Below are 23,383 nucleotides of genomic sequence, written 5' to 3'. Positions count from 1 at the left end.
CCCATAACTCTTGACCTTTAACTCTTAACTCCTAACTCAAAGGATGATTTCTCTGCCGCTCTTTTCCCTGCTTACCGACGTGAACGTGCTCGCCCAGCACGGTTCCACCGACGTGCCCATCACCGGCCTCACCCTCGACTCGCGCGAAGCCGGGCCGGGCGTGGCCTTCTGCGCCCTGCGCGGCACGGCCACCGACGGCCACCGGTTCATCGAAGGCGCGGTGGCAAAAGGGCTGGCCGCCGTTATCTGCGAAGAGCTGCCGGCCGTGCTGAACCCCGCCACGACCTACGTGCTGGTAGCCGATTCGGCCGAGGCACTGGGCCATGTGGCGGCGGCGTTTCACGGCCATCCCTCGCGCCAGCTCACGCTGGTTGGCGTAACGGGTACCAACGGCAAAACCACCTGCGCCACGCTGCTGCACAAGCTATTCCGCGAGCTGGGCTACCACGCCGGCCTGCTGAGCACGGTGCAGAACCAGATTGACGAGGAAGTCATCCCGAGCACCCACACCACGCCCGATGCCATTCGGCTGAATGCGCTGCTGGCCCGCATGGTAGGGGCCGGCTGCACCCACGCCTGCATGGAGGTGAGCAGCCACGCCGTGGCGCAGCACCGCATCACGGGGCTGCGCTTCGCGGGCGGCGTCTTCACCAACCTCACCCACGACCATCTCGACTACCACGGCACGTTCGATAATTACCTGAAGGCTAAAAAGGGCTTCTTCGACGCGCTGCCCAAAACCGCCTTCGCCCTCACCAACGCCGACGACAAGCGCGGCCCGGTGATGCTGCAAAACACCGTGGCCCGCCGCGCCACCTACTCGCTGCGCGGGGCTGCCGATTTTCGCGCCAAGCTGGTGGCCAATGAAGTCCACGGCCTGCACCTCGAAGTCGACGGCCGCGAAATTCTTTTCCGCCTCATCGGCGTGTTCAATGCCTACAATTTGATGGCCGTGTACGGCGCGGCCGTGCTGCTGGGCGAGGACCCCACCGAGGTTCTCACCATCCTCTCGGGCCTGACCACCGCGCCCGGCCGCTTCGAGTCGGTGCTGTCGGGCCAGCAAAGCATCACGGGCATTATCGACTACGCCCACACGCCCGACGCGCTGGAGAACGTGCTGCAAACCCTGCACGAAATCCGCCAGCCCAGCCAGCACATCATCACGGTGGTGGGCTGCGGCGGCAACCGCGACGCGGCCAAGCGCCCCATCATGGCCAACCTGGCCGCCCGGCTTTCCAACAAAGTCATTCTCACCTCTGATAACCCCCGTTTCGAGGACCCCGCCGAAATCCTGGCCCAGATGGCGGCCGGTGTGACGGCCCCCGATTCGGCCAAAGTCCAGACCGTGCCCGACCGCCGCGCCGCCATCGAAGCCGCTGTGCGCCTGGCCGGTCCGCACGATATTGTACTGGTCGCCGGCAAGGGCCACGAAAATTATCAGGAGATTAGCGGCGTGAAAATGCCTTTTGATGACAAGCTGATTCTTGTCGAAGTTTTTGCTGAGCTGAATAAATAGCGCGCCGCTTGCCGGTCCGACCGCCCTAGGCGGTCGGACCGGTTGAAGCGTGAACAATTCCCGAACGACAACCCCCGGCCATCGTTCGCCCAATAATCGGTCCGACCGCCTAGGGCGGTCGGACCGGCAGACGACATCCGCCAAGAACCGCTTACCGAATGCTTTATTACCTCTTCCGTTACCTGCACGAACATTACCACCTGGCGGGAACCGGCGTGTTCCAGTACACCACATTCCGCGCCGGGCTGGCGGTTGTCATTTCCCTGCTCATCGCCCAGATTTTCGGGCACCGCCTGATTCGGGTGCTGCAAATGAAGCAGGTGGGCGAAAGCATCCGCGACCTCGGCCTGCAAGGTCAGAACGAGAAGAAAGGTACGCCCACGATGGGCGGCCTCATCATCATTCTGGCCATTCTGGTGCCGGTTATTTTGCTGTGCCGGCTCCGCAATATCTACATCATCCTCATGATTATGAGTACGGTGTGGCTGGGTCTGATTGGCTTCCTGGACGACTACATCAAGGTGTTTCGCAAGAACAAGGAGGGGCTGAGCGGCCGCTTCAAAGTGCTGGGGCAGGTGGGTTTGGGCATCACGGTGGGCTGGGTCCTGTTCTATAGCAACGAAATCACGGTGCGCGAGTATCTGCTGCCCAACGGCACTTTTTCGGCGATTGAATCCAGTAAAGTATTCAAAGACGTGCACCTGATGATTACCACGGTGCCGTTTATGAAGAACAACGAGCTGAATTACGGCGATTTATTCGCCTCAGCGGGCACAATTTTCAACGGCCTCTACGGACTGCTCTACATCCCCATCGTCATTTTCTTGATTACGGCCGTGAGCAACGGGGCCAACATTACCGACGGCCTCGACGGGCTGGCGGCAGGCACTTCGGCCATCATCGGTATCACGCTGGCTATTTTCGCTTTCGTGAGTGGCAATGCATTATTGGCTGATTATCTGGATGTTATGTTCATTCCCGATTCGGGCGAGCTGGTTATTTTCTGTACGGCTTTCGTGGGAGCCTGCATTGGGTTTCTTTGGTACAATAGCTACCCGGCGCAGGTTTTTATGGGCGACACGGGCTCGCTGGCGCTGGGCGGCATCATTGCCGTGCTGGCCCTCATCGTGCGCAAAGAGCTGCTGATTCCGATTCTGTGCGGAGTGTTTCTTGTTGAGAACCTGTCGGTTATTGTGCAGGTTGGGTATTTTAAATACACCCGTAAGAAATACGGCGAGGGCCGCCGCCTGCTGCGCATGTCGCCGCTGCATCACCACTACCAAAAGCTGGGCTACCACGAGTCGAAAATCGTGTCGCGCTTCTGGATTGTCGGCATCATGCTGGCAGTTATTACCCTGGTTACCTTGAAATTGCGCTAATTATCTTTCTCGCTGAGGTTCGCGGAGCTCGTCCACTGCGAACCTCAGCGAAACCCTCAGCGGACCTCAGCGAGAAATTACTTCCCCTATGCACATTGTCATTCTAGGAGCGGCCGAAAGCGGCGTGGGCGCGGCCCTGCTGGCCCAGGCCAAAGGCCACACCGTTTTCGTGTCGGACCGCGGCCCCATCCAGCCCGATTATAAGCAGCAGCTCACCGAAGCCGGCATCGAATTCGAGGAAAACCAGCACTCGCTGGATAAAATTCTGACGGCCGATGAAGTCGTGAAAAGCCCCGGCATTCCGGAGAAAGCACCGGTTATCCAGGCGCTGCGCGAGAAGAAAACCCCGATAATCTCCGAGATTGAGCTGGCTGGCCGCTACACCAGGGCCCGGTGCATCTGTATCACGGGCACCAACGGCAAAACCACCACCACGCTGCTCATCCATCACCTGCTGAAAAGCGCGGGCCTGAATGTGGGCCTGGCCGGTAACGTAGGTTACTCGCTGGCCGAGCAGGTGATTGAGGATAAGCACGACTACTACGTGGTGGAGCTCAGTAGCTTCCAGCTCGATGATACCCACGACTTCCAGCCCTGGATTGCCATCCTGCTCAATATCACGCCCGACCATCTCGACCGCTACGGCTACTCGCTGGAGCAGTATGCGCAGGCCAAGCTGCGCATCGTGCGCAATCAGGACAGCAGCGGCACGTTCATCTATAATGCTGATGATGAGAATATTCAGCGGTACTTTAAGTCGGCGTTGCGGCCGGTGCACCAAATGCCGTTCAGCCTGCACCACCGGCCCGATATTCACCTGGCAGCCTACTACGAAACCACCGACCTGATGTGCGTGGACATGCTGCCCGGCTACTACAGCAAAACCAATAAGGTAAGCACCGCCAACTCGCCCCTCATTGGCCAGCACAACCGCCAGAACACGCTGGCCGCCGTGCTCGCCGCCCGCGTGGCTGGCCTCGAAACCGCGCAGATTGAGGCTGCCCTGGCCACCTTCCACAACGCCGACCATCGCCTGCAGTCAGTGGGCGAAATCAACGGTGTGCGCTACATCAACGACAGTAAAGCGACCAACGTGGAAGCCGCCTGGTACGCCCTCGACGGCATTCAGCAGCCTATCGTCTGGATTGCCGGCGGCACCGACAAGGGCAACGACTACAGCAGCCTGCTCAACCTGGCCGAGCACCGCGTGAAAGCCCTTGTCTGCCTTGGCGTCGACAATGCCAAGCTCCGCGCCACCTTCGACCCCATCATCCCGCACGTCGAGGAAACCCAAAGCATGGCCGATGCCGTGGCCCGTGCCACCGCCCTCGCCGCCCCCGGCGACGTCGTGCTGCTCTCGCCCTGCTGCGCCAGCTTCGACCTGTTCAAAAACTACGAAGACCGCGGCCAGCAGTTTGCGGCGGCGGTTGCAGAACGGCTGAAATAGCACGTCATGCCGAGCGCAGCCGAGGCATCTCGCGTGCCATCACTAATCTAATCGTTGAACGATGCGAGCGAGGTGCTTCGGCTGCGCGGACGCCAGATAAAGCATGACGTTCTAAAATTACCCACCAGTTCACCACTCACCATTTTACTCATGAAAGACTGGCTGCAACGCAACCTCAAAGGCGACCCCATTCTGTGGGCCATCGTGCTGCTGTTCTCGTTCATCAGCATTGCCGTGGTGTATTCGGCCACCGGCACGCTGGCCTACAAGAAGATGAACGGCAATACCGAAGCCTTCCTCCTGAAGCACACGGGCCTGATATTGATGGGGCTGCTCTTCATGTGGCTGGCCCATCGCATCGATTACCGGCACTACTCGCGGCTGTCGCTCTACGCACTGCTGATTTCGGTGCCGCTGCTGCTGTTCACGTTTTTCATGGGCGGCGAAACTAACGGGGCCTCGCGCTGGATGACCATCCCGGTAATTAACCAGACCTTCCAGCCCTCCGATTTGGCCAAGCTGGCGCTGATTTCGCACCTGGCCAGCATGCTCAGCCGCCGCCAGCAGCACCTCGACGACTTCAAATCGACCCTGCTGCCGGTGATGCTGTGGGTGGGCACCATTTGCAGCCTCATCATTCTGAGTAATGCCTCCACGGCGCTGCTCCTGTTTGCCACCTGCATGCTGCTCATGTTCATCGGCCGGGTGCCGCTTCGGCACATGGCCGTGATGGTGGGCATTTTCGTGGTGCTGGGCGGAATTGGCCTGGCCGCCGGCCAGCGCCTGGGCACGGTGATGTCGCGCGTTACCAACTTCACCGACAAAACCAAGAAAACGCCCTTTCAGCTGGAACACAGCTACATCGCCATTGCCACGGGCGGCATCGTGGGCAAGGGCCCCGGCAAAAGCACCGAGCGCAATATCCTGCCGCACCCGTATTCCGACTTCATCTACGCCGTCATCATCGAAGAATATGGCCTGCTGGGCGGGTTCGTCATCCTGTTCCTCTACTTGGCCTTCCTCTATCGAGGGCTGAAAACGGTGATGAACAGCTACGGCGCGTTTGGCGGCCTGCTCTCGGCGGGCCTCAGTTTCAGCCTGGTTTTGCAGGCGCTGGTGAACATGGGCGTGGCCGTGGGCCTCGGGCCCATCACCGGTCTGCCGCTGCCGCTGCTGAGCATGGGCGGCACCTCGCTTATCTTCACCGGCATCAGCATCGGCATCATTTTGGCCGTGAGCCGGGGCGAACGCGAAATCCGCCCCATGACCGGCGAGCCGGAGGACACGGCCCGCATTCCCAAAGTATCGGTCAGCTACTAATGAAACCTCGGCAAGTGCTGGCCGCCGAGTACGGTGGAATAAGGTTTGAAATTGAGAATGACTCATCAGGGGTAGGGTCTTATTTGTACTGTTACCTCAACGGAAGTACTCAGTTTGATTACCTCCAAGACACCGAATTAGACGCTCAAGAATTTGCGTTGGAAATGTTTGGCGTACCGATGACACGCTGGAAACTTGAAGAATCAAATTATATGGCTGTGAATTCAACCGAACCGTTGCGCATTATTATCAGCGGCGGCGGCACAGGCGGGCACATTTTCCCGGCCGTGGCCATCGCCAATGAAATTCGGTTTCGTTACCCCAACGCCGAAATCCTTTTCGTCGGGGCCAACGGCCGCATGGAAATGACCCGCGTGCCCGATGCCGGCTATAAAATAGTGGGCCTCGACATTACCGGCCTGCAGCGCCGCCTCACGCCCCAGAACCTGATATTTCCGTTGCGGGTAATTCGCTCGGTGCGTAAGGCCGGGAGGCTGATTGAAGAGTTCCGGCCCGATGCCGTGGTCGGGGTGGGAGGGTACGCCTCGGCCCCGGTACTGCTGGCCGCTACTTCGCGGGCCATTCCCTCGCTCATTCAGGAACAGAACTCCTACGCCGGCCTCGTGAATAAGCTGCTGGCCAAGCGCGTAAATCGCATCTGCGTGGCCTACGATGGCATGGAGAAATTCTTTCCCGCCGATAAGCTCGTGCTCACCGGCAACCCCGTCCGCACCGAAATTTCCCGCGGCGACCGCGCCGAGGCCCAACACTTCTTCGGCCTCGACCCGAACAGGAAAACCATTTTGGTTGTCGGGGGCAGCCTCGGCGCGCGCACCCTCAACCAGGCTACGGCCGCCGCGCTGCCGCGCCTGCTCGAAGTCGGCATCCAACTGCTCTGGCAAACCGGCAAGCTCTACTTCCCCGAAGCCCAGCAGCAGGCCGACCAGGCCGCCGGCCTCCACGCCCTGGAGTTCATCCAACGCATGGACCTGGCCTACGCCGCCGCCGATATCGTCATCAGCCGCGCCGGGGCGCTGTCGGTGTCCGAGCTTTGCCTCACCGGCAAGGCCAGCATCCTGGTGCCCTCGCCCAACGTAGCCGAAGACCACCAGACCAAAAACGCGCTGGCCCTGGTCAGCAAAGGTGCCGCCGTGCTCATCACCGACGAGCACGCCCCCGCCCGTCTCTACGACGAAGCCCTGCGCCTGCTCGCCGACCCCGAGCGTCAGCAGCAGCTCAGCCTGCGCGTGCATGAGCTGGCCCGCCCCGATGCAACTGTGACGATTGTGGACGAGCTATTGAAGTTAATTAATAAGTAGAACGTCATGCTGAGCGTAGCCGAAGCATCTCGCGTGCAGCAGTAACTGAATCGTTGCAACGAAGCGAGCGAGATGCCTCGGCTGCGCTCGGCATGACGTTTCGACAAAATATAAAGCAACGAATTTGAACCAGTTTCCCTACGTTTTCTTCCTCGGTATCGGTGGCATCGGCATGTCGGCCCTGGCCCGCTGGTTCCGCGCCAACGGCCACCAGGTGAGCGGCTACGATAAAACCGAAACGCCCCTCACCCGCGCCCTCACTGCCGAAGGCATTGCCATTCACTACGCCGACGCGGTAGAAAATATTCCCGCCGAAATCCGCGAAAACCGCGCCCAGACGCTGGTCATCCTCACGCCCGCCATCCCGGCCGACAGCCTGGAATGGGCCTGGCTGCGGGCCGAGGGCTACGACATCCGCAAGCGCAGCCAGGTGCTGGGCGTGCTGACGCAGGGCCGCTACACCATCGCGGTGGCCGGCACCCACGGCAAAACCACCACCAGCAGTATGGTAGCCCATCTGCTGCACCACGCCGGCCTCGATGCCGGGGCCTTCCTCGGCGGCATTTCGGTGAACCTGGGCAGCAACCTGCTACTGCCCGCCACGCCCGAAGCCCCCATCGTGGTCGAAGCCGACGAGTACGACCGCAGCTTCCTGACCCTGTTCCCCGACGTGGCCATCGTGACCAGCACCGACGCTGACCACCTCGACATCTACGGCAACCAGGCGGCTCTCATTGATTCGTTCCGTCAGTTTGTGGCCCAGATTAAGCCCGGCGGCACGCTTCTCCTCAATCATACCGCCGATACCAGCGTGGCCGCCGCCGTGCCGCCCGGCACCCGCGTCATCCGCTACGGTCTCTCGCCCGAGCAGGGCCCCGAGCTGTACGCCGCCAACATCACCGCCGCGGGCCACCGCTTCCATTTCGACCTGCATCGCCCCGAAAGCACCGTGCCTGGCCTGGAACTTGCTGTTCCCGGCTTCCACAACGTCGAAAATATGCTGGCCGCCGCCGCCGTAGCCCAATTGCAGGGAGTAGGAGAGGAGCTGCTCCGCGCCGGCGTGGCCGCCTATCGGGGCGTGAAGCGCCGGTTCGAATTCGTGGTGACCGCGCCCGAAAACGTTTATTTAGATGATTATGCCCACCATCCACGCGAAATCGAAGCCTTCCTGCGTTCGGTGCGGGCACTCTACCCGAACAAGCGCCTGCGCGTCATTTTTCAACCTCATCTGTTCACTCGAACCCGCGACTTTGCCGCCGGCTTTTCCAAGAGCTTGAGTATTGCAGATGAGGTGTTTTTGTTGGATATTTACCCCGCCCGTGAGAAGCCGCTACCCGGCATAACTGCCGAAATGCTTCTGGCTGAAATTACCGCCCCCACCAAAGCCCTCGTGACCAAAGAACAAGTCCTTGCCGCCGCCCAAACCGACACGTCTTTCGATGTGCTGGCCACGGTAGGCGCGGGGGATATTGATACGCTGGTGCCGCAGCTGAAACTGATGCTTACGGAGCGCTGGAAGTAGTCAATGAACGGCTTATAGACCGTCATGCTGAGCGCAGCTGAAGCATGACGGTCAACCCACCAATCCATAACCCCACCACTCCACCATTTGGAACGCACCGTTAGAAACTTACTTGTTGCCGCCGCCTGCCTGCTGGTGCTGGGTGCCCTCGGCGCTTTTGCTGCCGTGCGCCAGTCCAACCGCTCGGTCAATGCCGTGAAGGTGAACATTGCCAACGAGTTCGATAACTATTTTATCTCCGAGCGCGGCGTCACAGCCCTGCTCACCAAGGGTGGCAAGGAGCCCGTGTTGGGCACCCAGCCCGAGGGCCCGCGCCTACGCGAGCTGGAGGCCCGCCTGAAGGCCCACCCCTTCGTGCGCGACGCCCAGGTGTACCGCGACCTGGCCGGCAACCTGCACGCCGACGTGCGCCAGAACCGCCCCATTGCCCGCCTCACGCACCCCGATACCCGCCTCGATACCTACGTTGATGCCGAAGGACACACCCTGCCGCTATCACCGCTGTTTACGGCCCGTGTGGCCACCGTGGCGCGGCCCGGCGGCGGCAGCCTGCCAACTGGATTTTTCCAGGATAGCACCGGGCAACGCTACCTGGAGTTTTTGCGCTACGTGGATGAGCACGAATTCTGGAAAGCGCAGGTCTCGGAGGTATTTGTTGAGCCCGGTGGTAAGATGTCGTTCACGCAGCAAGTAGGCGACCAACGTATTGAATTCGGGCTCCCCGAAAATATTTCGGAGAAATTCGCAAAGCTTATGGTATTTTACCGTCAAATTCCGTCAGTTTTGGGGTGGGACACGTACCACCGCGTAAACGTCGAATATCAAAATCAGATTATTTGCGAATAGCAATTCGCTGAAAAATAGGCCGTTAGGTCAAAAAAAGTTCACTTCCAATCCACCGCTTCTTCACTGCTCGCCAGCACCGCATCCTATGCAACAAGACAAAATCGTCGTCGGGCTCGACATTGGTACCACAAAAATCTGCGCCCTGGTGGGCCGCAAAAATGAGTTCGGCAAACTCGAAATCCTGGGCATGGGCAAAGCCGTTTCCGAAGGGGTTTCGCGGGGCATCGTGCTCAACATCGACAAGACCGTAGACGCCATCAAACGGGCCATTCGGCAGGCCGAAGAACAGTCCGGAATTAGCATTGGAGTGGTAAACGTCGGCATTGCCGGCCAGCACATCAAGAGCCTCCAGCACAACGGCAGCATCACGCGCAACTCGCACGACACCATCGGGCCGGATGACGTGGCGCGCCTCACGCAGGACATGTACCGCCTCGTGACCCAGCCCGGCTCGCAAATCATCCATGTGATGCCGCAGGACTACAAAGTGGACTACGAGGAAGGTATTTCCGACCCCGTGGGCTACGAAGGCGTGCGCCTGGAAGGCAACTTCCACATCATCACGGCCCAGAGCACGGCCATCAACAACATCAACAAGTGCGTGACCAAGGCCGGCCTCGAAATCGCCGACCTGATTCTCGAACCCCTCGCCAGTTCCATGTCCATCCTCTCGGAGGAGGAGAAGGAGGCCGGCGTGGCCCTGATTGACATTGGGGGCGGCACCACCGACTTGGCGGTGTTCAAGGACGGCATTATCCGCCACGCGGCGGTGCTGCCGTTCGGGGGCAATATCATCACGCAGGACATCAAAACCGGCTGCAACGTGGCTCCCGGCCAGGCCGAGCAGCTGAAGGTGAAGTTTGGCAAAGCCATTGCCCAGGAAGCCAGCGACTACGAAATCGTGAGCATTCCCGGCCTGCCCAACCGCCCGCCCAAGGAAGTTTCGCTGAAAAACCTGGCGTATATCATTGAGGCCCGCATGTCGGAAATCATGGAGCTGGTGTATGCCGAAATCTACCGCATGGGCCTGCACGACAAGCTGTCGGCGGGCATCGTGCTCACCGGCGGCGGCTCGCAGCTTCAGAACCTGGAGCAGCTCACTGAGTACATTACCGGTCTGGATACTCGTATCGGCTACCCCAACCAGCACCTCGGTAAGAGCCGCATCGAAGCCGTGAAATCGCCGATGTACGCCACTACTGTGGGCCTCGTGCTGTCGGGCTACCACTCGCTCGACGAGCGGCAGGTGACGCGCCCCAGCTACGAAGAGGAGCAGGCAGCCGTGCCGTCCTACTATGCCGCCGCCGCGCCCGTAGCCCAGGCCGCGCCCGCGCCGGTAGAAACCCGGGTGGCCGCTACGCCAGCGGCTCCGGCCCCCGCACCGCAGCCTGCCAAGGCCAAGGAGCCCGGTGCCGCCAGCCGCTTCTTTAAGGACATCATCTCCCGCACCAAAGGGCTGCTGATTGACGATTACGACGATAAATCCTACTAGGAAATAATTATAAATTATAAATTATGAATTATGAATTGGCCAAATGAACCAGGTCAACCCATGATTTATAATTTATAATTTATAATTTATAATTCAAAAATATGAATTACAAATTCGATATTCCCGCCCAGAGTAAGTCCATCATCAAGGTGATTGGGGTTGGTGGCGGTGGCTCCAATGCCGTGAAGCACATGCACAAGCAGGGCATCAAGGACGTGGAGTTTATCATCTGCAACACCGACCACCAGGCGCTGCAAAGCTCCACGGTGCCCAATAAGCTGCAAATTGGCGTCGACCTCACCGAAGGTCTCGGTGCGGGTGCCAAGCCCGAGCGCGGCCGCCAGGCGGCCATCGAGAGCAAGGAGCAAATCCGCGACCTGCTGAACCAGGGCACCAAAATGCTCTTCATCACGGCCGGCATGGGCGGTGGCACCGGTACGGGTGCTGCTCCTGTGATTGCGCAGGTGGCGCAGGAACTGGGCATTCTCACGGTAGGTATCGTGACGGCCCCGTTTATGTTTGAGGGCAAGAAGAAGCGCCAGCAGGCCGAAGAGGGCATCAAGGCGCTGAGCGAGCACTGCGATACGGTGCTGGTGATTCTCAACGACAAGCTGCCGCAGATTTACGGCAACCTGACGATGGGTGCCGCCTTCGCCAAAGCCGATACCGTGCTGACCACGGCCGCTAAGTCCATCGCTGAAATCATCACCGTAACGGCCGATGTGAACGTGGACTTTGAGGACGTGAAAACGGTGATGAAGGACAGCGGGGCCGCCGTGATGGGCAGCAGCGTGACCGAAGGCGAAAACCGCGCCCGCCGCGCCGCCGAGGAAGCCCTGAACTCGCCGCTGCTCAACAATACCGACATTCACGGTGCGCAGCGCATCCTCCTCTCCATCATGTCGGGCGTCGAGCACGAGTTGGAAATGGACGAGCTGACGGAAATCACAGAGTACATCCAGGAGAAAGCCGGACAGGACGCCGAAATGATTTTCGGCCACGGCATCGACGATACGCTGGGCCAGAGCATTCGCGTGACGGTGATTGCCACGGGTTTTGCCCGCGACGCGCACTCCATCACTACGCCCACCATGGGCGCTGCTAGCACCTCGCACGAGCCAATCGGGGCCCCGGTGGCCGAAACGCCTAAGCTGGAGGCGACATCGTACACATCGGCTACTTCGGCCCCGTTCGTGCCCAGCTTTGGCGCGCCGGAGCCGGCCCGCGTGATGCACGATTTGAACGGCCCTTCGGCGCACAATGTGCCGCCGCTGGCCGGCATCCCGGCCAGCGCGCCCACGGAGCCCGTGCTCACGTCGAGCGCTGCTGCGCCTGCGCCCGCCGCCGGCCCGGATTCTCACCGTCCCCGCCCGGCCATGGATGCCCAGGCGCTGGAGCGTCGGCGCCGCTTGCAGGAGCTGAGCAACGGCCTGCCGCCCGAGGCGGTGAGCCAATATGATACGCCCGCCTACCTGCGCCGCCAGGTGAAGCTGGAGAACGTGGAGCCTAGCTCGGCCCAGAATATCTCTCGCTTCAACTTGTCGGACGATAATGAGCTACTGGGTGATAACCGGTTTCTGCACGATAATGTGGACTAGGTAATTGGTCGAATGTCAATAAAAAGGCCGCCGCTGAAATTTCAGCGGCGGCCTTTTTATTGGTGTTAAATAGCCAAGCAGAAGCACCCGTAAGCTCCGGTCCGACCGCCCCAGGCGGTCGGACCGGAGCTTACGGGTGCTTCTGCGCAAGTACTTAATTATTGCTTTTAAGCACTGGGCGTGGCGTAGAAATCGAAGTGCTTGTATTTCAGCATTTCCTCCTTGCGCTTGATGGTGATGATTTCCGTGGTAGCGACAAAGTCGGTGAAATAGAACAGCGAATATCCCAGGGATTCCAGCAGGTTGAACTGCTCGAATTTCTCCTCGTCGGAATTCTTGCCGAAGCATTCGGAGATGATGACGGGCTTGTATTTGGTGATGAGGCTGGAAATGGAGCGGATAATTTCCTTGTCGTAGCCTTCGGTATCGATTTTAATCAGCGTGAGCTTTTGGAGGAAATCGGGGTATTGTTTTTCCAGAAAGCCTTCGAGATTAACGCCCTTTATCTTGGTGCTGAGGGAGTATTTGCCGTGTTTATTCGTTGGTGTTTTGGAGATGCCGCCGTTGTTGAAGGAAGCTTCGGAGGAGTTGTAGTAGAATTCGTCGTCCTGCTCGGAAATGGCCAGGTTGTGGGCTCCGATGCGAACCAGCTCGGGGTTGAGCGCGGCGTTGCGTTGCAGAATTTCGAAGACATAGAGATTGGGGTCGAAGCCGAGGGTGGGGCCGGTGGGGCCGGTAGCCAGGGCTATCTGCACGGTGGTGTGGCCGATGTTGGCCCCTATGTCGATGGCGAAGTCGCTGGGGTGGAGAAATTTCTTGAAAAAGTCGACCGTTTCTTTGGTGAACACCTTCTTCTCAATCAGCGGATTTTCCTGGTTGGCAAACTGCACCTGCCCGCTGCCGGTGCCGGGAATGGTGAACGTGTCGAGCACCATCGGGTGCTTTTGGGTGATGCGGCGGGCCATTTTCCGCTTGAAGGAATTGATGAGATAGTTGAGTATAGTAGTAGGAAATGGGCGGTGGAAGCAGAGAATAAGGCCGGGGCGCTGGGTTGGCAGGCCAAATGCAGGAGGTTTTATCGGGTCTTTTCGGGATGGCAACTGGCCAAAATGGAAGGCTGGAACCGGATAATTAAACGAAATACCGCCCGAAAAATGCGCGCTGAAGCGCTGGGCTATTAGTGAAGCTGTTTAGAAAGTCGGTCTGGCGATATATAGACACAAAGTGCGTCGCTACGCCTTCAATCGTAAGCCAGCCGGTTTTTCCAATGGTTGAGCGGGGTTTCGAGCCAGTGCCAGGAAGCGGCGGCCAGCAGCAGCATGGCGGGCAGTAGCAGCATCACCGTTGGCAGGGGGCTGAGCCAGAAACTACGGGTTTCGGGGGCGGCAAACAGGTGATAAATGGCCCGCTGGTAAAATACCGGCAGCATCAGGTGGTAGAGGTAGCAGCCGTAGCTGCGCTGGCCCACCCAGCGCAGGGCGGTGAGCACGGGCTTTTCGTGGGCGGGGCGTGTGGCCTGATGCACGGCCCAGTTGAGGGTGATTACGGCGGGCACGCAACCGGCGCTGCCATAGATGAGCAGCCAGACGTAGTGCAGTTCCGTGAGGTAGAGGATGCCCCAAAGGGCGCTCCAGGCCAGCCAGGACAGCGCTACCCAGCGGAAATGGGCAAACCGCCGCACCACCGGCAGCTGCTCGACGTGGCGCAGAATGGCTCCGGCCGCGAATAAATCGAGGCAGCCGGGAAGCAGCGCAAAAGCCAGCTTGGGCCGTACCCAGGTGCTCCAGGCAATGCGAAAAATCAGGCCACAGGCGGCTACCAGCAGCAGCCAGCGCGTTCGCTTGGGCACCACGGCCAGCAGCACCGGCCACAGCAGGTAAAACTGCTCATCGACGGCCATGGTCCAGTAGTGGCCCACGCCTTCGCCCCAGTGCTGCAACCGGTAGAACAGGAGGTTGGAAACCGGCACCAGAAACCAGCCGGGGTATTGGTGCAGCGTGACGAGCGGCAGCGCAAACCCCAGCGCCACCGACATATAGTAGGGGGGGAGGGTACGTATCAGGCGCCGGAGGAAAAATACGCCCAGCCGCCGCTCCCAGCGCCCGGGCGCGCCCACATACACCTCCTTTTTCCAGACGATACCCGAAATAAAATAGCCGCTCAGCACAAAAAACGTCATGCTGCCCATCAGGCTCATGGGGAAGGATGGCAGCGTCCAGTGGCCCACCACGACCAGCAGAATGGCCACGGCGCGCACGGCATCCAGCCCGGGACGGTAGGCAAGGGGGCGGGCGGGAGAGGACATGGCGGAGGAGGGAGGTTGATGGAGGGGGCCTGTCATGCTGAACGCAGTGAAGCATCTAGTGTAATCGTCCAATGACTTTTACCCAGATGCTTCACTGCGTTCAGCATGACAAACAGCCTTAGCCCACGGTGTGGTACACGGCCTGCACGTCCTCGTCGTCTTCGAACTTCTCGATGATGGTCATGATTTCCTCCAGCTGCTCGTCGTTGAGGGCAACGGTGGTGTTGGGCACGCGCTGCAGATTCACGCTTACTGCGTGGCGGCCCTGGGCTTCGAGGGCTTTCTGCATCTGGCCGAAATCGGTGAAGGCAGTCTCGACCACGATGAACTTGTGCTCGGCGCCGTGCTCGTCTTCCTCGGTGGTTTCGTACACGTCTTCGGCACCGAAGTCAATCAGCTCCAGCTCCAGCTCGTCGCGGTCGAGGCCCTCGGCGGCCAGCTTGAACACGCCCTTGCGGGTGAAAGTGTAGTCGCTGCTGCCGGCGGTGCCCAGGGTGCCGTCGTTGCGGTTGAAGATGAGGCGCACGTTGCTTACCGTGCGGGTAGGGTTGTCGGTGGCGGTTTCGATGACGATGGCCACGCCGTGGGGCAGGTAGCCTTCGTACACCACTTCGGCGTAATCTTTTTCCTCCTTGCTGCTGGCGCGCTTGATGGCGGCTTCTACCCGGTCCTTGGGCATGTTCACGCCCTTGGCGTTTTGCATGGCGGCGCGCAGGCGGGCGTTGGAATCGGGGTTGGGGCCGTTTTCCTTCACGGCCATCACGATTTCCTTGCCGATACGGGTAAAGTCCTTCGACATTTTATCCCACCGCTTCATTTTGCGGCCTTTGCGAAATTCGAATGCGCGTCCCATTTGCTGTGACTGAGTAACTGAATGAATGAGTGTTGGGGGTGCGAAGCCGTAGCTGCGCGGGCTTCGCCGAAACCTATCCCGGCGAAACGGGCCGCAAGTTAGCCAGAAGGCGCGGGGGGAGCCAAATGCGCGGGGCGCGATTGGCTTCAGGGGCGGCGCTTGCCGTGGGCTTTGGGGCGCGGAATGGGGGCAGGGGCAATTGGCTCCGTCGCCTCCAGCTCGTACACGCCCCGGTTGCCGGTCGGGTAGCCGAGGATGGTGATGGTGAGGTGCCGGGTGGCGGGGTCGAAGCGGAAGGTGCCGCGCTGCACATCGGCCCCCTTTTTATCCTCAAAGGCGAAGCTGATGCTATCGTCGGCCAGCGTGAAGGTGCCATCCTGCCGGAACAGCATCGGGCCATCATTGCCGGGGATGGTGAGGCGTTTTTCGTAGGTGCCGGCCGGGCGCAACGTGAGCGTGCCACCCACGCCGCCTACCAGGGTGGGCGGGTCGAGGCTGGTGGTATCGTGCACGGTATAAGCCGTGTAGCGATAGGTGGTGTAGAACGTGGGCGGAGACAATATGGCGGCCGGGGCCGGAGCCTGCGCCTGCGCTGGCAACGTTAGGAGCAGCCCAGTGGCAACGAGAAGCGGGTGCAGTGAGAAACGGAAAAGCATGGCGGCGGGGAAATAAGCAGCGTCCGAAAACGGAGGCCGAAGGTAGGAGCGAATGGGGTTTGGGCGGGCGGAGTGCGGTGGGCACTGGCAAAGACAGTGCCCGGGCGCGTTGCCAAGCCGGCCCATGCCGCAAACGGCACGGAGCACTGCTTTTGGCTTTATGCCAACGTTTCTCCGCGACCTCATCCGCCCCGCCGCCGAGCTGCCCAAAGCCGACGTGTGCCTCGTGGGCCTGCCCCTCGATTTCGGTACGGTGCTGGAAGGTGGACGGGCCGGTGCGGCTGGTGCGCCCGCCGCCATTCGGCGCGAGCTGCGCCGCTACCACAAAACCTATAATCTGGAGCACGACATAATCCTTGATAATCTGCGTATTGCCGATGCCGGTAATCTCGGCCTGCGCCACCCCGAGCACGCCCAAAACCATACCCACATCCGGGAGCGGCTGGGCCAGCTGCTGCGCCAGTACCCGCGCGTAGTGGTGCTGGGCGGCTCGCACGATGGGACCTACTCCACGGTGCGCGGCCTGTTTGATGCCAATTAGGGGCGGCCGGTGGGCGGCATCAACTTCGATGCTCACGCCGACGTGAAGGACAAGCCCGAAATCGGCAGCGGCACGCCGTTTGGGCGGCTGCTGCGGGAGGGGTTTTTATCGGGTGAGCGGTTCACGGAAATCGGCCTGCATTCCAACCTGAATACCCGGGAAGATATTGTATTTCTGCACCAGCAGCAGGCCCATATTGTGCCGCTGGCCCATGTGCAAGAGGCTGGCATGGAACTGTATGCCAGCCGCGCCCTGGCCCGCGCCACTGCCGCCGGGCCCGCCTTCGTGAGCTTCGATATTGATGGCTGCGCCGAGGCCTTTGCCCCGGCCGTATCGGCCCCGAGCGCCGACGGATTCACACCCCGCCAGGCAGTGGAAGCTGCGTTTCTGGCGGGCCAAAAAGAAGCGTTCCGGCTGTTCGAAATCGTCGAGCTAAACCCGCTCTACGACCGCGACAACCAGACCGCCCGCTTAGCCGCCACCATCATCACCGCCTATCTGACAGGAGTGGCGAGGGGAGAGTTAAGGGTTAGGAGTTAAGAGTTGATAGTATAGGAGTTGCAAATGAGCTTTCTTAACTCTTAACTCCTAACTCCTAACTATCAACTCCCCACCCCGCTCCGGTAGAGTGGTGGGGGGGGGGAGCGGCTGGTGCTTGCCGGATTTTTTGGCCGCTTTGTAGGCCTTCTTATAGGCTTTCGACTTCTTGATTTTGCGCCGGCCGCCGGTGAGTAGCCAGGCCGCGCCGGCTGCCAACAGGCTCCCGCCGATGATAGCGGCCTGTATTAGCAGCTTGTCTTTGGGGGCGGGTGGGAGGTGCTCTACGCCGCTGGCATCGGTGCGGGCGGGCTCGTGCACGTAGCGGCCGTGGGCGGGCACGGGGTAATTATCGGCTAGCTGGTGCAGGCCGGCGGCCGCTTCCGAGCCGATGATAACCGGGCCGTGGCCGCAGCCAATGGCCTTGGGCTCCAGCGCGGCCAGGGTTTGAACCGAGATGCGGGCCGCCTCCCAGTCGTAGTTGAACGGCGTGCCGGCCCGGCTGATTTTGGGAATGCCGAGCAATACGGCCGGTATAGAGTCGTGGTGCGTGGTGGCGAAGGCATCGGCCCCAATCAACACGCGGTCGGCTTCGCGGAAGAAGGCCAGCTGGCCGGGGGCGTGGCCGGGCACGTGTAGCCACTGCCAGGCCATGAGGTGGGGCGTGCTGGGGTCGTCGGGGTCGAGGGCCTGCACCCGGTTGCCGAGGTTGGGCAGCTGGGTGGGTAAGAAGCGGCTCATGAAGGCCAGTGAGCCGCCCACGGTGGGGTCGCGGGGCGGGTAGAGGGCCTGGGCCGGTCAGGTAGGGTAGCTCCAGCGGGTGCACGATGACGGGCACGTTCCAGTGGTCGGCCAGCTCTTTGGCCGCGCCCATATGGTCGAGGTGGCCGTGGGTGAGAATGATGGCCTCGGGGTGGGAGCCCGGATAGAACAGCTTATCGGCGGCGGCGAGAATGGCTTTCTTGCTGCTGGGCAGGCCGGTATCAATCAGCACTCATTCGTCGGGGGTGCCGGTTTCGACGAAGTAAACATTGACGAAGCGCTGAATGCGCAGCTGCGTGACGCCGGCGGCTAGGGTATCCATAGGGCAGGAAAAGGGTTGGTGGAACAAATCTGTACGCAGATTTGGCCGGCGAGATGCTCTTTACTCCACTTTGGCCCCCGGCGAATCGTGCCCGCCCTGGTGCAGAATCAGCTTCTCGACGGCCCCGCTGGCGTTTTTCACGAATTCAACTTCGGCCGGTACGCCTTGTTCCGTGAAGCGGGTGGGGGCTATGGTCACTAGCACAAACGGCGGCTGCCCGGTGGCCTGGGCCGAGAGCTGGCTGCCTTCGGCCTTCACGGTAATGAAAAACGTGGGCGACAGCTGGTATTTGCCCACGTAGGGTGCTACCGTGGCGGCGTCCACGGCTATGGGTTTGGGGGCCGGGGGTGCCGGTTTGGGGCCGGTGGTGGGGCGGTGGTAGAGTACGCGCAACAGGTCCAGACTCACTTCCTGTACGGCCGGGCCGCCCTCATTATCAAGCACTACCACCAGATTGTGTTCTTTGGGCGTGCGCAGCAGGTAGGTGCCAAAGCCGTTGACGTGGCCGCTGTGGCCCAGCAGCGCCACCGTGTCCGGGCCGATTACGGCCTTTGAGTTGGTCCAGGCGTAGGCGTAGTTGTTTTTATAAGCTTTGAACATCAGGGCTTTGCTGGCCTCGGATAGCAGCTGCGTGGTGTACAGCGCTTGGTCCCACTTATAGAGGTCGAGCACGGTGGAGTAGAGCGAGCGAGCCGCGTAGGGTACTGCCATATCGAGGTAGGAAGTATTGTAAATACCGGTTGGGCTGTGGTCGTAGCCGCTGGCGCGCCTGGGTAGGATGATATCGGACTGGTCGTAGCCGGTGTCCTGCATGTGTAGCGGCTGCAGGATATTTTCAGTCAGCACTTGGGCGTAGGGCTTGCCCGTTACTTTCTCAATAATGGCCCCGAGCAGGAAATAGCCGGAATTACTGTACCGAAATGCCGTGCCCGGCTCAAAATCGAGCGGTAGCTCGGCAAACGTGCGGACGAAGGCCGCCGGCGTAGTAGGCAGTATGCTGAGGGCCTTAAAACCAGGCTGGGCCGTGTAGTTCGGGATGCCCGAGGTGTGGGTGAGCAGGTGGTGCAGCGTGATTTTATCGCCGGTAGCTTTGGGGTAATCGGGCAGGTAGGTGCTGATGGGGGTATCGAGCCGGAGCTGGCTTTTTTCCACCAGCTGCATCACCAGCATCGAGGTGAACTGCTTGGTGAGCGAGCCCAGCCGGAACTTGGTATCGGCGGTGTTGGGCTGGTTCCACTCGCGGTTGGCCAGGCCGTAGCCTTTGGCAAACACCACTTTGCCGTGCTCGGCCACCAGCACTGTGCCGTTGAGCTGGCCGGCTTTGGCATATTGCGTGGCCAGCGCATCGAGCTGTTTGGAAACGTTCTGGGCCTGAGTGGCCGGCACCTGGAGCAGCAGCGAAGCCGCGAGAAACGAGCAGAAAAAAGGGGTTTTCATGAAAGGAGGCGGAAATATGGTGAGCGGAAAATTATGGGACAGCAGCAATCTGGCGGCAGATTCCTGGCGTTAGCCGTCGTCGGAGTGGGCAATGGGGCCGTCGCCGGGCACGTATTCCAGCAGGTCGCCGGGCTGGCAGTCCAGCGCCTGGCAAATGGCTTCGAGGGTGGAGAAGCGCATGGCCTTGGCCTTGTCGCTTTTGAGAATGGAGAGGTTGGCCAGGGTGATGTCGACGGCGGCGGCCAGGGCGCTGAGCGACATTTTGCGCCGGGCCAGCATAACGTCGAGGCGAACGATGATGGGCATGGTAGTCAGGGATTAAGTAGGTAGTCAGTAATAAGTAGTCAGTAGTCAGATTTCAGCTATCGAAGCTGTTTAGAAAGTCCCCGAACGGTCATGCTGCGCTGCGTGCTGCATGACCGTTTGAGTACCTTTTGTGACTTTCTAAACCACTCCATCTAAAAATCAGTCAATTGATTTCTGTCTGACTACCGATTACTGACTACTTGATAAGAAAATAAAGGTGGCCTCAGACCGTGAATTCGGCGTCTTCGGCCAGCTCCACGCCGCGCTGATAGCCGGCGGCTACCATCGGCAGCATCAGCCCAATGAGCCAGTTGGCCACCAGCGAAGCGCCGAAGGGCGACACCGGTTGCAGGCCCGCCAGCCCGGCCGGAGCCACGGCGGCCAGCTGCCGGGTCAGCCACCAGGTCAGGGTCTAGTGGTATACGTCGCAGCCAATCAGCAGCAGGCCAAGCCCGCGCAGTCGGCGCACGTTGGCCGGCGTGAAGGGCACTCCCGGCCGGACATCGCTCATAATCCGGTACACCAGCAGGCAAAAGAGCATGGTCGCCAGCACGTAAGGCACCGACTGTGGGCGCGAGGAAATGAGGCGTAGCGCAGGAGCTTGAGCAGGAAAATGGTGGAGCGGGTCATTGCAGTAAGGCTTGGTCTGTGGCGGGTGAAAGCGTGAGGCAAAAGAAGGAGATATTTATTGAATAACAATAAATATTATCTGTTTTAAGGAAAATTATTTTTGTTTATCAATCTAATGCCCCCCTTTGGATAGCATCCTCGAAACCTCGCTCTAAAAAAAGCAGAGCCGTGTAACGAATCAGCTCCAACCTGGTAACCCTCCCATGTCTACTCCCGGCATCTGCTCATTCCACTTCTCAAACCATTAACCCCTTGCCCCATGAAAACCCCGATTTCCACGCTGGCCCTGCTGGCTGCCGCCCTCAGCACCCAGGCCCAGACGGCCCCCAAGCCCACCTTCAAAACTACCTGCGATAACAATAGCTCCTGGAGCAAAGGCAAGGCCCTGAAGTAGTTATGCGAAACCCGCGACCTGGCCATGGCCGCCCCCGCCGGCCAGCCCCTCACCGTGAGCGCCGACCCCAACGGCGGCATCACCGTGCACGGCTGGGACGGGCCCAATGTCCGTATCCGCGCCAAAATTCAAACTTGGTCGAATACCGAAGCCGAGGCTGCCGCCCGGGCCCGGCGCCTGGTTGTGAGCGCCAGTAATAATAGTGTGCGCACTACCGACCCCGAAAAGGAAAACAACTGGAGCGTGAGCTATGAAATCTTCGTGCCCCGCACTACTGCGCTGGCCCTCAATACGGTGAATGGTGGCATCAGCCTCGATAACCTTCAGGCGGCTATCACCTTCGAAACCACTAACGGCGGCGTGAACCTCGCCAATCTGGGCGGCCACGTAAAGGGCGAAACCACCAACGGCGGCGTCAATATCACGCTCAGCGGCAGCAAGTGGGAGGGCAAGGGCCTCGACGTGGCCACTACCAACGGCGGCATTCGCTGGAAACTGCCCCGTACGTATTCGGCCCAGCTCTTCACCAGTACCGACATGGGGGGCATCCGCACCAGCCTGCCGGTCACAAAATCGGGCATGTTTCACAAGGAAGGGACGGCCAGCCTAGGCCAGGGTGGTGCCACCGTGAAGGCCGTGACCACGAACGGCGGCATTGATGTGAGCCAGGAACGGGATTAGTCGCGGCCGGTTGACCCGTAAAAAAAGAACGTCATGCCGAGCGTAGTCGAGGCATGACGTTCTTTTTTTGTTCTACGGAATCAACACCCGCAGCTGAAATCCGGATAATCCGCATACAGCGGCGCGGGCGTATCATCGAGCCGGATAATGTGGTCGAGCCGGATTTCCTCGCCCGATTTCAGCTGCATAAACTCCACTTTGTCGCGCACGAAAAAGGTGTGAATCACGCCCGAGCCTAGGCAGAGCTGGCGCAGGTCGTTGAAGTATTGCAGGGCTACGCGGCGGTGCTGGGTAGCGGCGGCTTCGAGCAGGTCGTAGAAATGGCAGTCGATGGGCGTGTAGTCGGGGCTCATGGGATGAGGGGAGTAAAGGTGTGAAGATGGCCGGGCGCGGGTCAGGTTGCGGCCGCGACGCGCGGGTTCATTACCCGAAACCAAAGCGGCGGCATGGTGGCCAGCAGCATCATGCCGGGGTAGCCGGTGGGCATTTGGGGGGCGGCGGGCTGGTGGCGCAGGCTGTGGTAGGGGCGGGCGGCTTGGTAGTGGTGGTCGGAGTGGCGGGTGAGCTCATAGAGCAGGATGCGGCCCAGCGCGTGTTCAGAGTTCCAGGAATGGTGGGGCTGCACCCGCTCGTAGGTGCCGGGGGCGGTTTGGCGGCGCAGCAGGCCGTAGTGCTCCACGTAGTTCACCAGCTGAAACAGCACGTAGCCCACGGCAGCGGCCGCCAGCCAGGCCAGTAGGCCCGCCGGCCCCACCCAGGCCAGCACCAGCGCGGCCAGTCCCGCCTGCGCCGCCAGCAGCTGCAGCAGCTCGTTGTGACCCGACCACGACGACTGCCCCACGCGGTGCAGGCGCGTGGCTTCCAGGGCCCAGGCCGAGCGCAGCTCGCCGACCACGGCGCGGGGTAGAAAGCGCCAGAAACCCTCGTGCAGGCGGGCCGTGGCGGGGTCGTGCGGCGTAGCTACGTGGCGGTGGTGGCCGCGGTTGTGCTCGATGAAAAAGTGCGGGTACCAGCTGCTCAGCAGCAGTGCCTGCGCCAGGCGCTGCTCCCAACTGCGGCTGCGGTGGCCCAGCTCGTGCGCTACATTAATGCCGAGCGCCCCGCAGCAGATGCCTACGCCGAACACTGCGCCGGCTATTTCGGCGGCCGAAAAGTTGCGGTGGGCCACCGAGTAGAAAAAGTAGGCCAATAGGGCATATTGCAGCGGCACGTTGAGGTAGAGCAGGCCGTCGAAGAAGGGATGCCGCTTGGCCTCGGAGGCAGCGGGCACTCCGGCGGGTATCAGGGCCCGGTTGGGCGGCCGCAGCCATTCGATTAGCGGGATTAGCCCAAACGTGTAGCCCAGGGTGAGCCAGGTAGCGGCTCCGCCCAGGGCCAGGCCCACTGCGGCTGTGAGGGGCAGGGTGTAGGCCACCAGGTAGCGCAAGTCGCGGTAGGTGAAGGACATGAGGACGGGGCCGGACGGGGAGAGTACTACCGCCACAAGCGCACCGTGAAGGTACGGGCTGGCAGTGGGTTGC

General features: G+C 60.6%; 22 protein-coding genes and 2 pseudogenes. 12 read left to right on the top strand and 12 right to left on the bottom strand.

Annotated features, from left to right (window positions below; all coding sequences use genetic code 11):
* Nucleotides 1-43: 43 nt before the first annotated feature.
* The 9 genes from KQ661_RS15265 to ftsZ all read left to right on the top strand — a co-directional run bounded on the left by KQ661_RS15265 (nt 44) and on the right by ftsZ (nt 12,439).
* Nucleotides 44-1,516: a UDP-N-acetylmuramoyl-L-alanyl-D-glutamate--2,6-diaminopimelate ligase gene (locus KQ661_RS15265; protein WP_216727398.1), complete on the top strand. Its 1,473-nt coding sequence runs from the start codon at nt 44-46 to the stop codon at nt 1,514-1,516.
* Between the two features lie 158 nt (nt 1,517-1,674).
* Complete coding sequence (mraY, locus tag KQ661_RS15260; RefSeq protein ID WP_216689164.1) at nt 1,675-2,895, top strand: phospho-N-acetylmuramoyl-pentapeptide-transferase; 1,221 nt, start codon at nt 1,675-1,677, stop codon at nt 2,893-2,895.
* An 88-nt stretch (nt 2,896-2,983) separates the two neighbouring features.
* Entirely contained in the window at nt 2,984-4,342 is a 1,359-nt protein-coding gene (gene murD, locus KQ661_RS15255) for a UDP-N-acetylmuramoyl-L-alanine--D-glutamate ligase (protein WP_216727397.1), read from the top strand.
* Nucleotides 4,343-4,492: 150 nt separating this feature from the next.
* Nucleotides 4,493-5,662: an FtsW/RodA/SpoVE family cell cycle protein gene (locus tag KQ661_RS15250; RefSeq protein WP_168674032.1), complete on the top strand. Its 1,170-nt coding sequence runs from the start codon at nt 4,493-4,495 to the stop codon at nt 5,660-5,662.
* Nucleotides 5,663-5,874: 212 nt separating this feature from the next.
* On the top strand, nt 5,875-6,981 hold the full coding sequence (gene murG / locus KQ661_RS15245) for an undecaprenyldiphospho-muramoylpentapeptide beta-N-acetylglucosaminyltransferase (RefSeq protein ID WP_216727396.1): 1,107 nt from the start codon (nt 5,875-5,877) through the stop codon (nt 6,979-6,981).
* 124 nt (nt 6,982-7,105) lie between these two features.
* Entirely contained in the window at nt 7,106-8,503 is a 1,398-nt protein-coding gene (murC, locus tag KQ661_RS15240) for a UDP-N-acetylmuramate--L-alanine ligase (RefSeq protein WP_216726389.1), read from the top strand.
* An 87-nt stretch (nt 8,504-8,590) separates the two neighbouring features.
* Nucleotides 8,591-9,349: a cell division protein FtsQ/DivIB gene (locus KQ661_RS15235; protein WP_216727395.1), complete on the top strand. Its 759-nt coding sequence runs from the start codon at nt 8,591-8,593 to the stop codon at nt 9,347-9,349.
* 85 nt (nt 9,350-9,434) lie between these two features.
* Nucleotides 9,435-10,841 (top strand): cell division protein FtsA, encoded by a 1,407-nt coding sequence (gene ftsA, locus KQ661_RS15230; protein WP_216727394.1) that lies wholly within the window; start codon nt 9,435-9,437, stop codon nt 10,839-10,841.
* Between the two features lie 101 nt (nt 10,842-10,942).
* Nucleotides 10,943-12,439, top strand: a complete 1,497-nt coding sequence (ftsZ, locus tag KQ661_RS15225; RefSeq protein ID WP_216727393.1) for a cell division protein FtsZ — start codon at nt 10,943-10,945, stop codon at nt 12,437-12,439.
* Nucleotides 12,440-12,606: 167 nt separating this feature from the next.
* On the opposite strand, the gene KQ661_RS15220 is transcribed toward ftsZ, so the two are convergent.
* The 4 genes from KQ661_RS15220 to KQ661_RS15205 all read right to left on the bottom strand — a co-directional run bounded on the left by KQ661_RS15220 (nt 12,607) and on the right by KQ661_RS15205 (nt 16,253).
* The gene (locus KQ661_RS15220) at nt 12,607-13,404 is read right to left on the bottom strand and encodes an FkbM family methyltransferase (RefSeq protein ID WP_216727392.1); all 798 of its coding nucleotides are present in this window, start codon (nt 13,402-13,404) and stop codon (nt 12,607-12,609) included.
* Between the two features lie 275 nt (nt 13,405-13,679).
* Nucleotides 13,680-14,744, bottom strand: a complete 1,065-nt coding sequence (locus tag KQ661_RS15215; protein ID WP_216689155.1) for an acyltransferase family protein — start codon at nt 14,742-14,744, stop codon at nt 13,680-13,682.
* 118 nt (nt 14,745-14,862) lie between these two features.
* Nucleotides 14,863-15,597 carry a YebC/PmpR family DNA-binding transcriptional regulator gene (locus KQ661_RS15210; RefSeq protein WP_216689154.1) on the bottom strand — a complete coding sequence of 245 codons (735 nt, stop codon included), beginning with the start codon at nt 15,595-15,597 and terminating at the stop codon, nt 14,863-14,865.
* A 146-nt stretch (nt 15,598-15,743) separates the two neighbouring features.
* Nucleotides 15,744-16,253 (bottom strand): hypothetical protein, encoded by a 510-nt coding sequence (locus tag KQ661_RS15205; RefSeq protein ID WP_216727391.1) that lies wholly within the window; start codon nt 16,251-16,253, stop codon nt 15,744-15,746.
* Nucleotides 16,254-16,305: 52 nt separating this feature from the next.
* Here KQ661_RS15205 and KQ661_RS22270 point away from each other — a divergent pair.
* Nucleotides 16,306-17,334, top strand: a pseudogene (locus tag KQ661_RS22270) (arginase family protein).
* A 48-nt stretch (nt 17,335-17,382) separates the two neighbouring features.
* On the opposite strand, the gene KQ661_RS15190 reads toward KQ661_RS22270, so the two are convergent.
* From KQ661_RS15190 to KQ661_RS15165, 6 genes and pseudogenes are all read right to left on the bottom strand, one after another.
* Complete coding sequence (locus KQ661_RS15190) at nt 17,383-18,072, bottom strand: MBL fold metallo-hydrolase (RefSeq protein WP_216727388.1); 690 nt, start codon at nt 18,070-18,072, stop codon at nt 17,383-17,385.
* A gap of 13 nt (nt 18,073-18,085) precedes the next feature.
* Nucleotides 18,086-18,325: pseudogene (locus tag KQ661_RS23105) on the bottom strand (MBL fold metallo-hydrolase); the annotation flags it as partial.
* A 150-nt stretch (nt 18,326-18,475) separates the two neighbouring features.
* Nucleotides 18,476-19,852, bottom strand: a complete 1,377-nt coding sequence (locus KQ661_RS15180; RefSeq protein WP_216727387.1) for a serine hydrolase — start codon at nt 19,850-19,852, stop codon at nt 18,476-18,478.
* A gap of 69 nt (nt 19,853-19,921) precedes the next feature.
* Nucleotides 19,922-20,158 (bottom strand): helix-turn-helix domain-containing protein, encoded by a 237-nt coding sequence (locus tag KQ661_RS15175; protein ID WP_216689148.1) that lies wholly within the window; start codon nt 20,156-20,158, stop codon nt 19,922-19,924.
* Between the two features lie 223 nt (nt 20,159-20,381).
* Nucleotides 20,382-20,534 (bottom strand): hypothetical protein, encoded by a 153-nt coding sequence (locus KQ661_RS15170; RefSeq protein ID WP_216689147.1) that lies wholly within the window; start codon nt 20,532-20,534, stop codon nt 20,382-20,384.
* Between the two features lie 36 nt (nt 20,535-20,570).
* A complete protein-coding gene (locus KQ661_RS15165) occupies nt 20,571-20,720 on the bottom strand; it encodes a hypothetical protein (protein ID WP_216727386.1) in 150 nt (49 codons plus the stop codon).
* 327 nt (nt 20,721-21,047) lie between these two features.
* Here KQ661_RS15165 and KQ661_RS22605 point away from each other — a divergent pair, with 327 nt between their 5' ends.
* Nucleotides 21,048-21,182 (top strand): hypothetical protein, encoded by a 135-nt coding sequence (locus tag KQ661_RS22605; RefSeq protein ID WP_262898303.1) that lies wholly within the window; start codon nt 21,048-21,050, stop codon nt 21,180-21,182.
* 24 nt (nt 21,183-21,206) lie between these two features.
* Nucleotides 21,207-21,863, top strand: a complete 657-nt coding sequence (locus tag KQ661_RS15160; RefSeq protein ID WP_216727385.1) for a DUF4097 family beta strand repeat-containing protein — start codon at nt 21,207-21,209, stop codon at nt 21,861-21,863.
* An 80-nt stretch (nt 21,864-21,943) separates the two neighbouring features.
* On the opposite strand, the gene KQ661_RS15155 is transcribed toward KQ661_RS15160, so the two are convergent.
* Nucleotides 21,944-22,216 carry a hypothetical protein gene (locus tag KQ661_RS15155; protein ID WP_216689144.1) on the bottom strand — a complete coding sequence of 91 codons (273 nt, stop codon included), beginning with the start codon at nt 22,214-22,216 and terminating at the stop codon, nt 21,944-21,946.
* Between the two features lie 41 nt (nt 22,217-22,257).
* Entirely contained in the window at nt 22,258-23,310 is a 1,053-nt protein-coding gene (locus KQ661_RS15150; RefSeq protein WP_216689143.1) for an alkane 1-monooxygenase, read from the bottom strand.
* Nucleotides 23,311-23,383 lie beyond the last annotated feature (73 nt).

Origin of the sequence: Hymenobacter siberiensis (assembly GCF_018967845.1) — a bacterium.
GTDB classification, from domain to species: Bacteria; Bacteroidota; Bacteroidia; order Cytophagales; family Hymenobacteraceae; genus Hymenobacter; species Hymenobacter siberiensis.
Note: the sequence above shows the minus strand (reverse complement) of the source record. Positions and strands in the feature narration are given on the sequence as shown.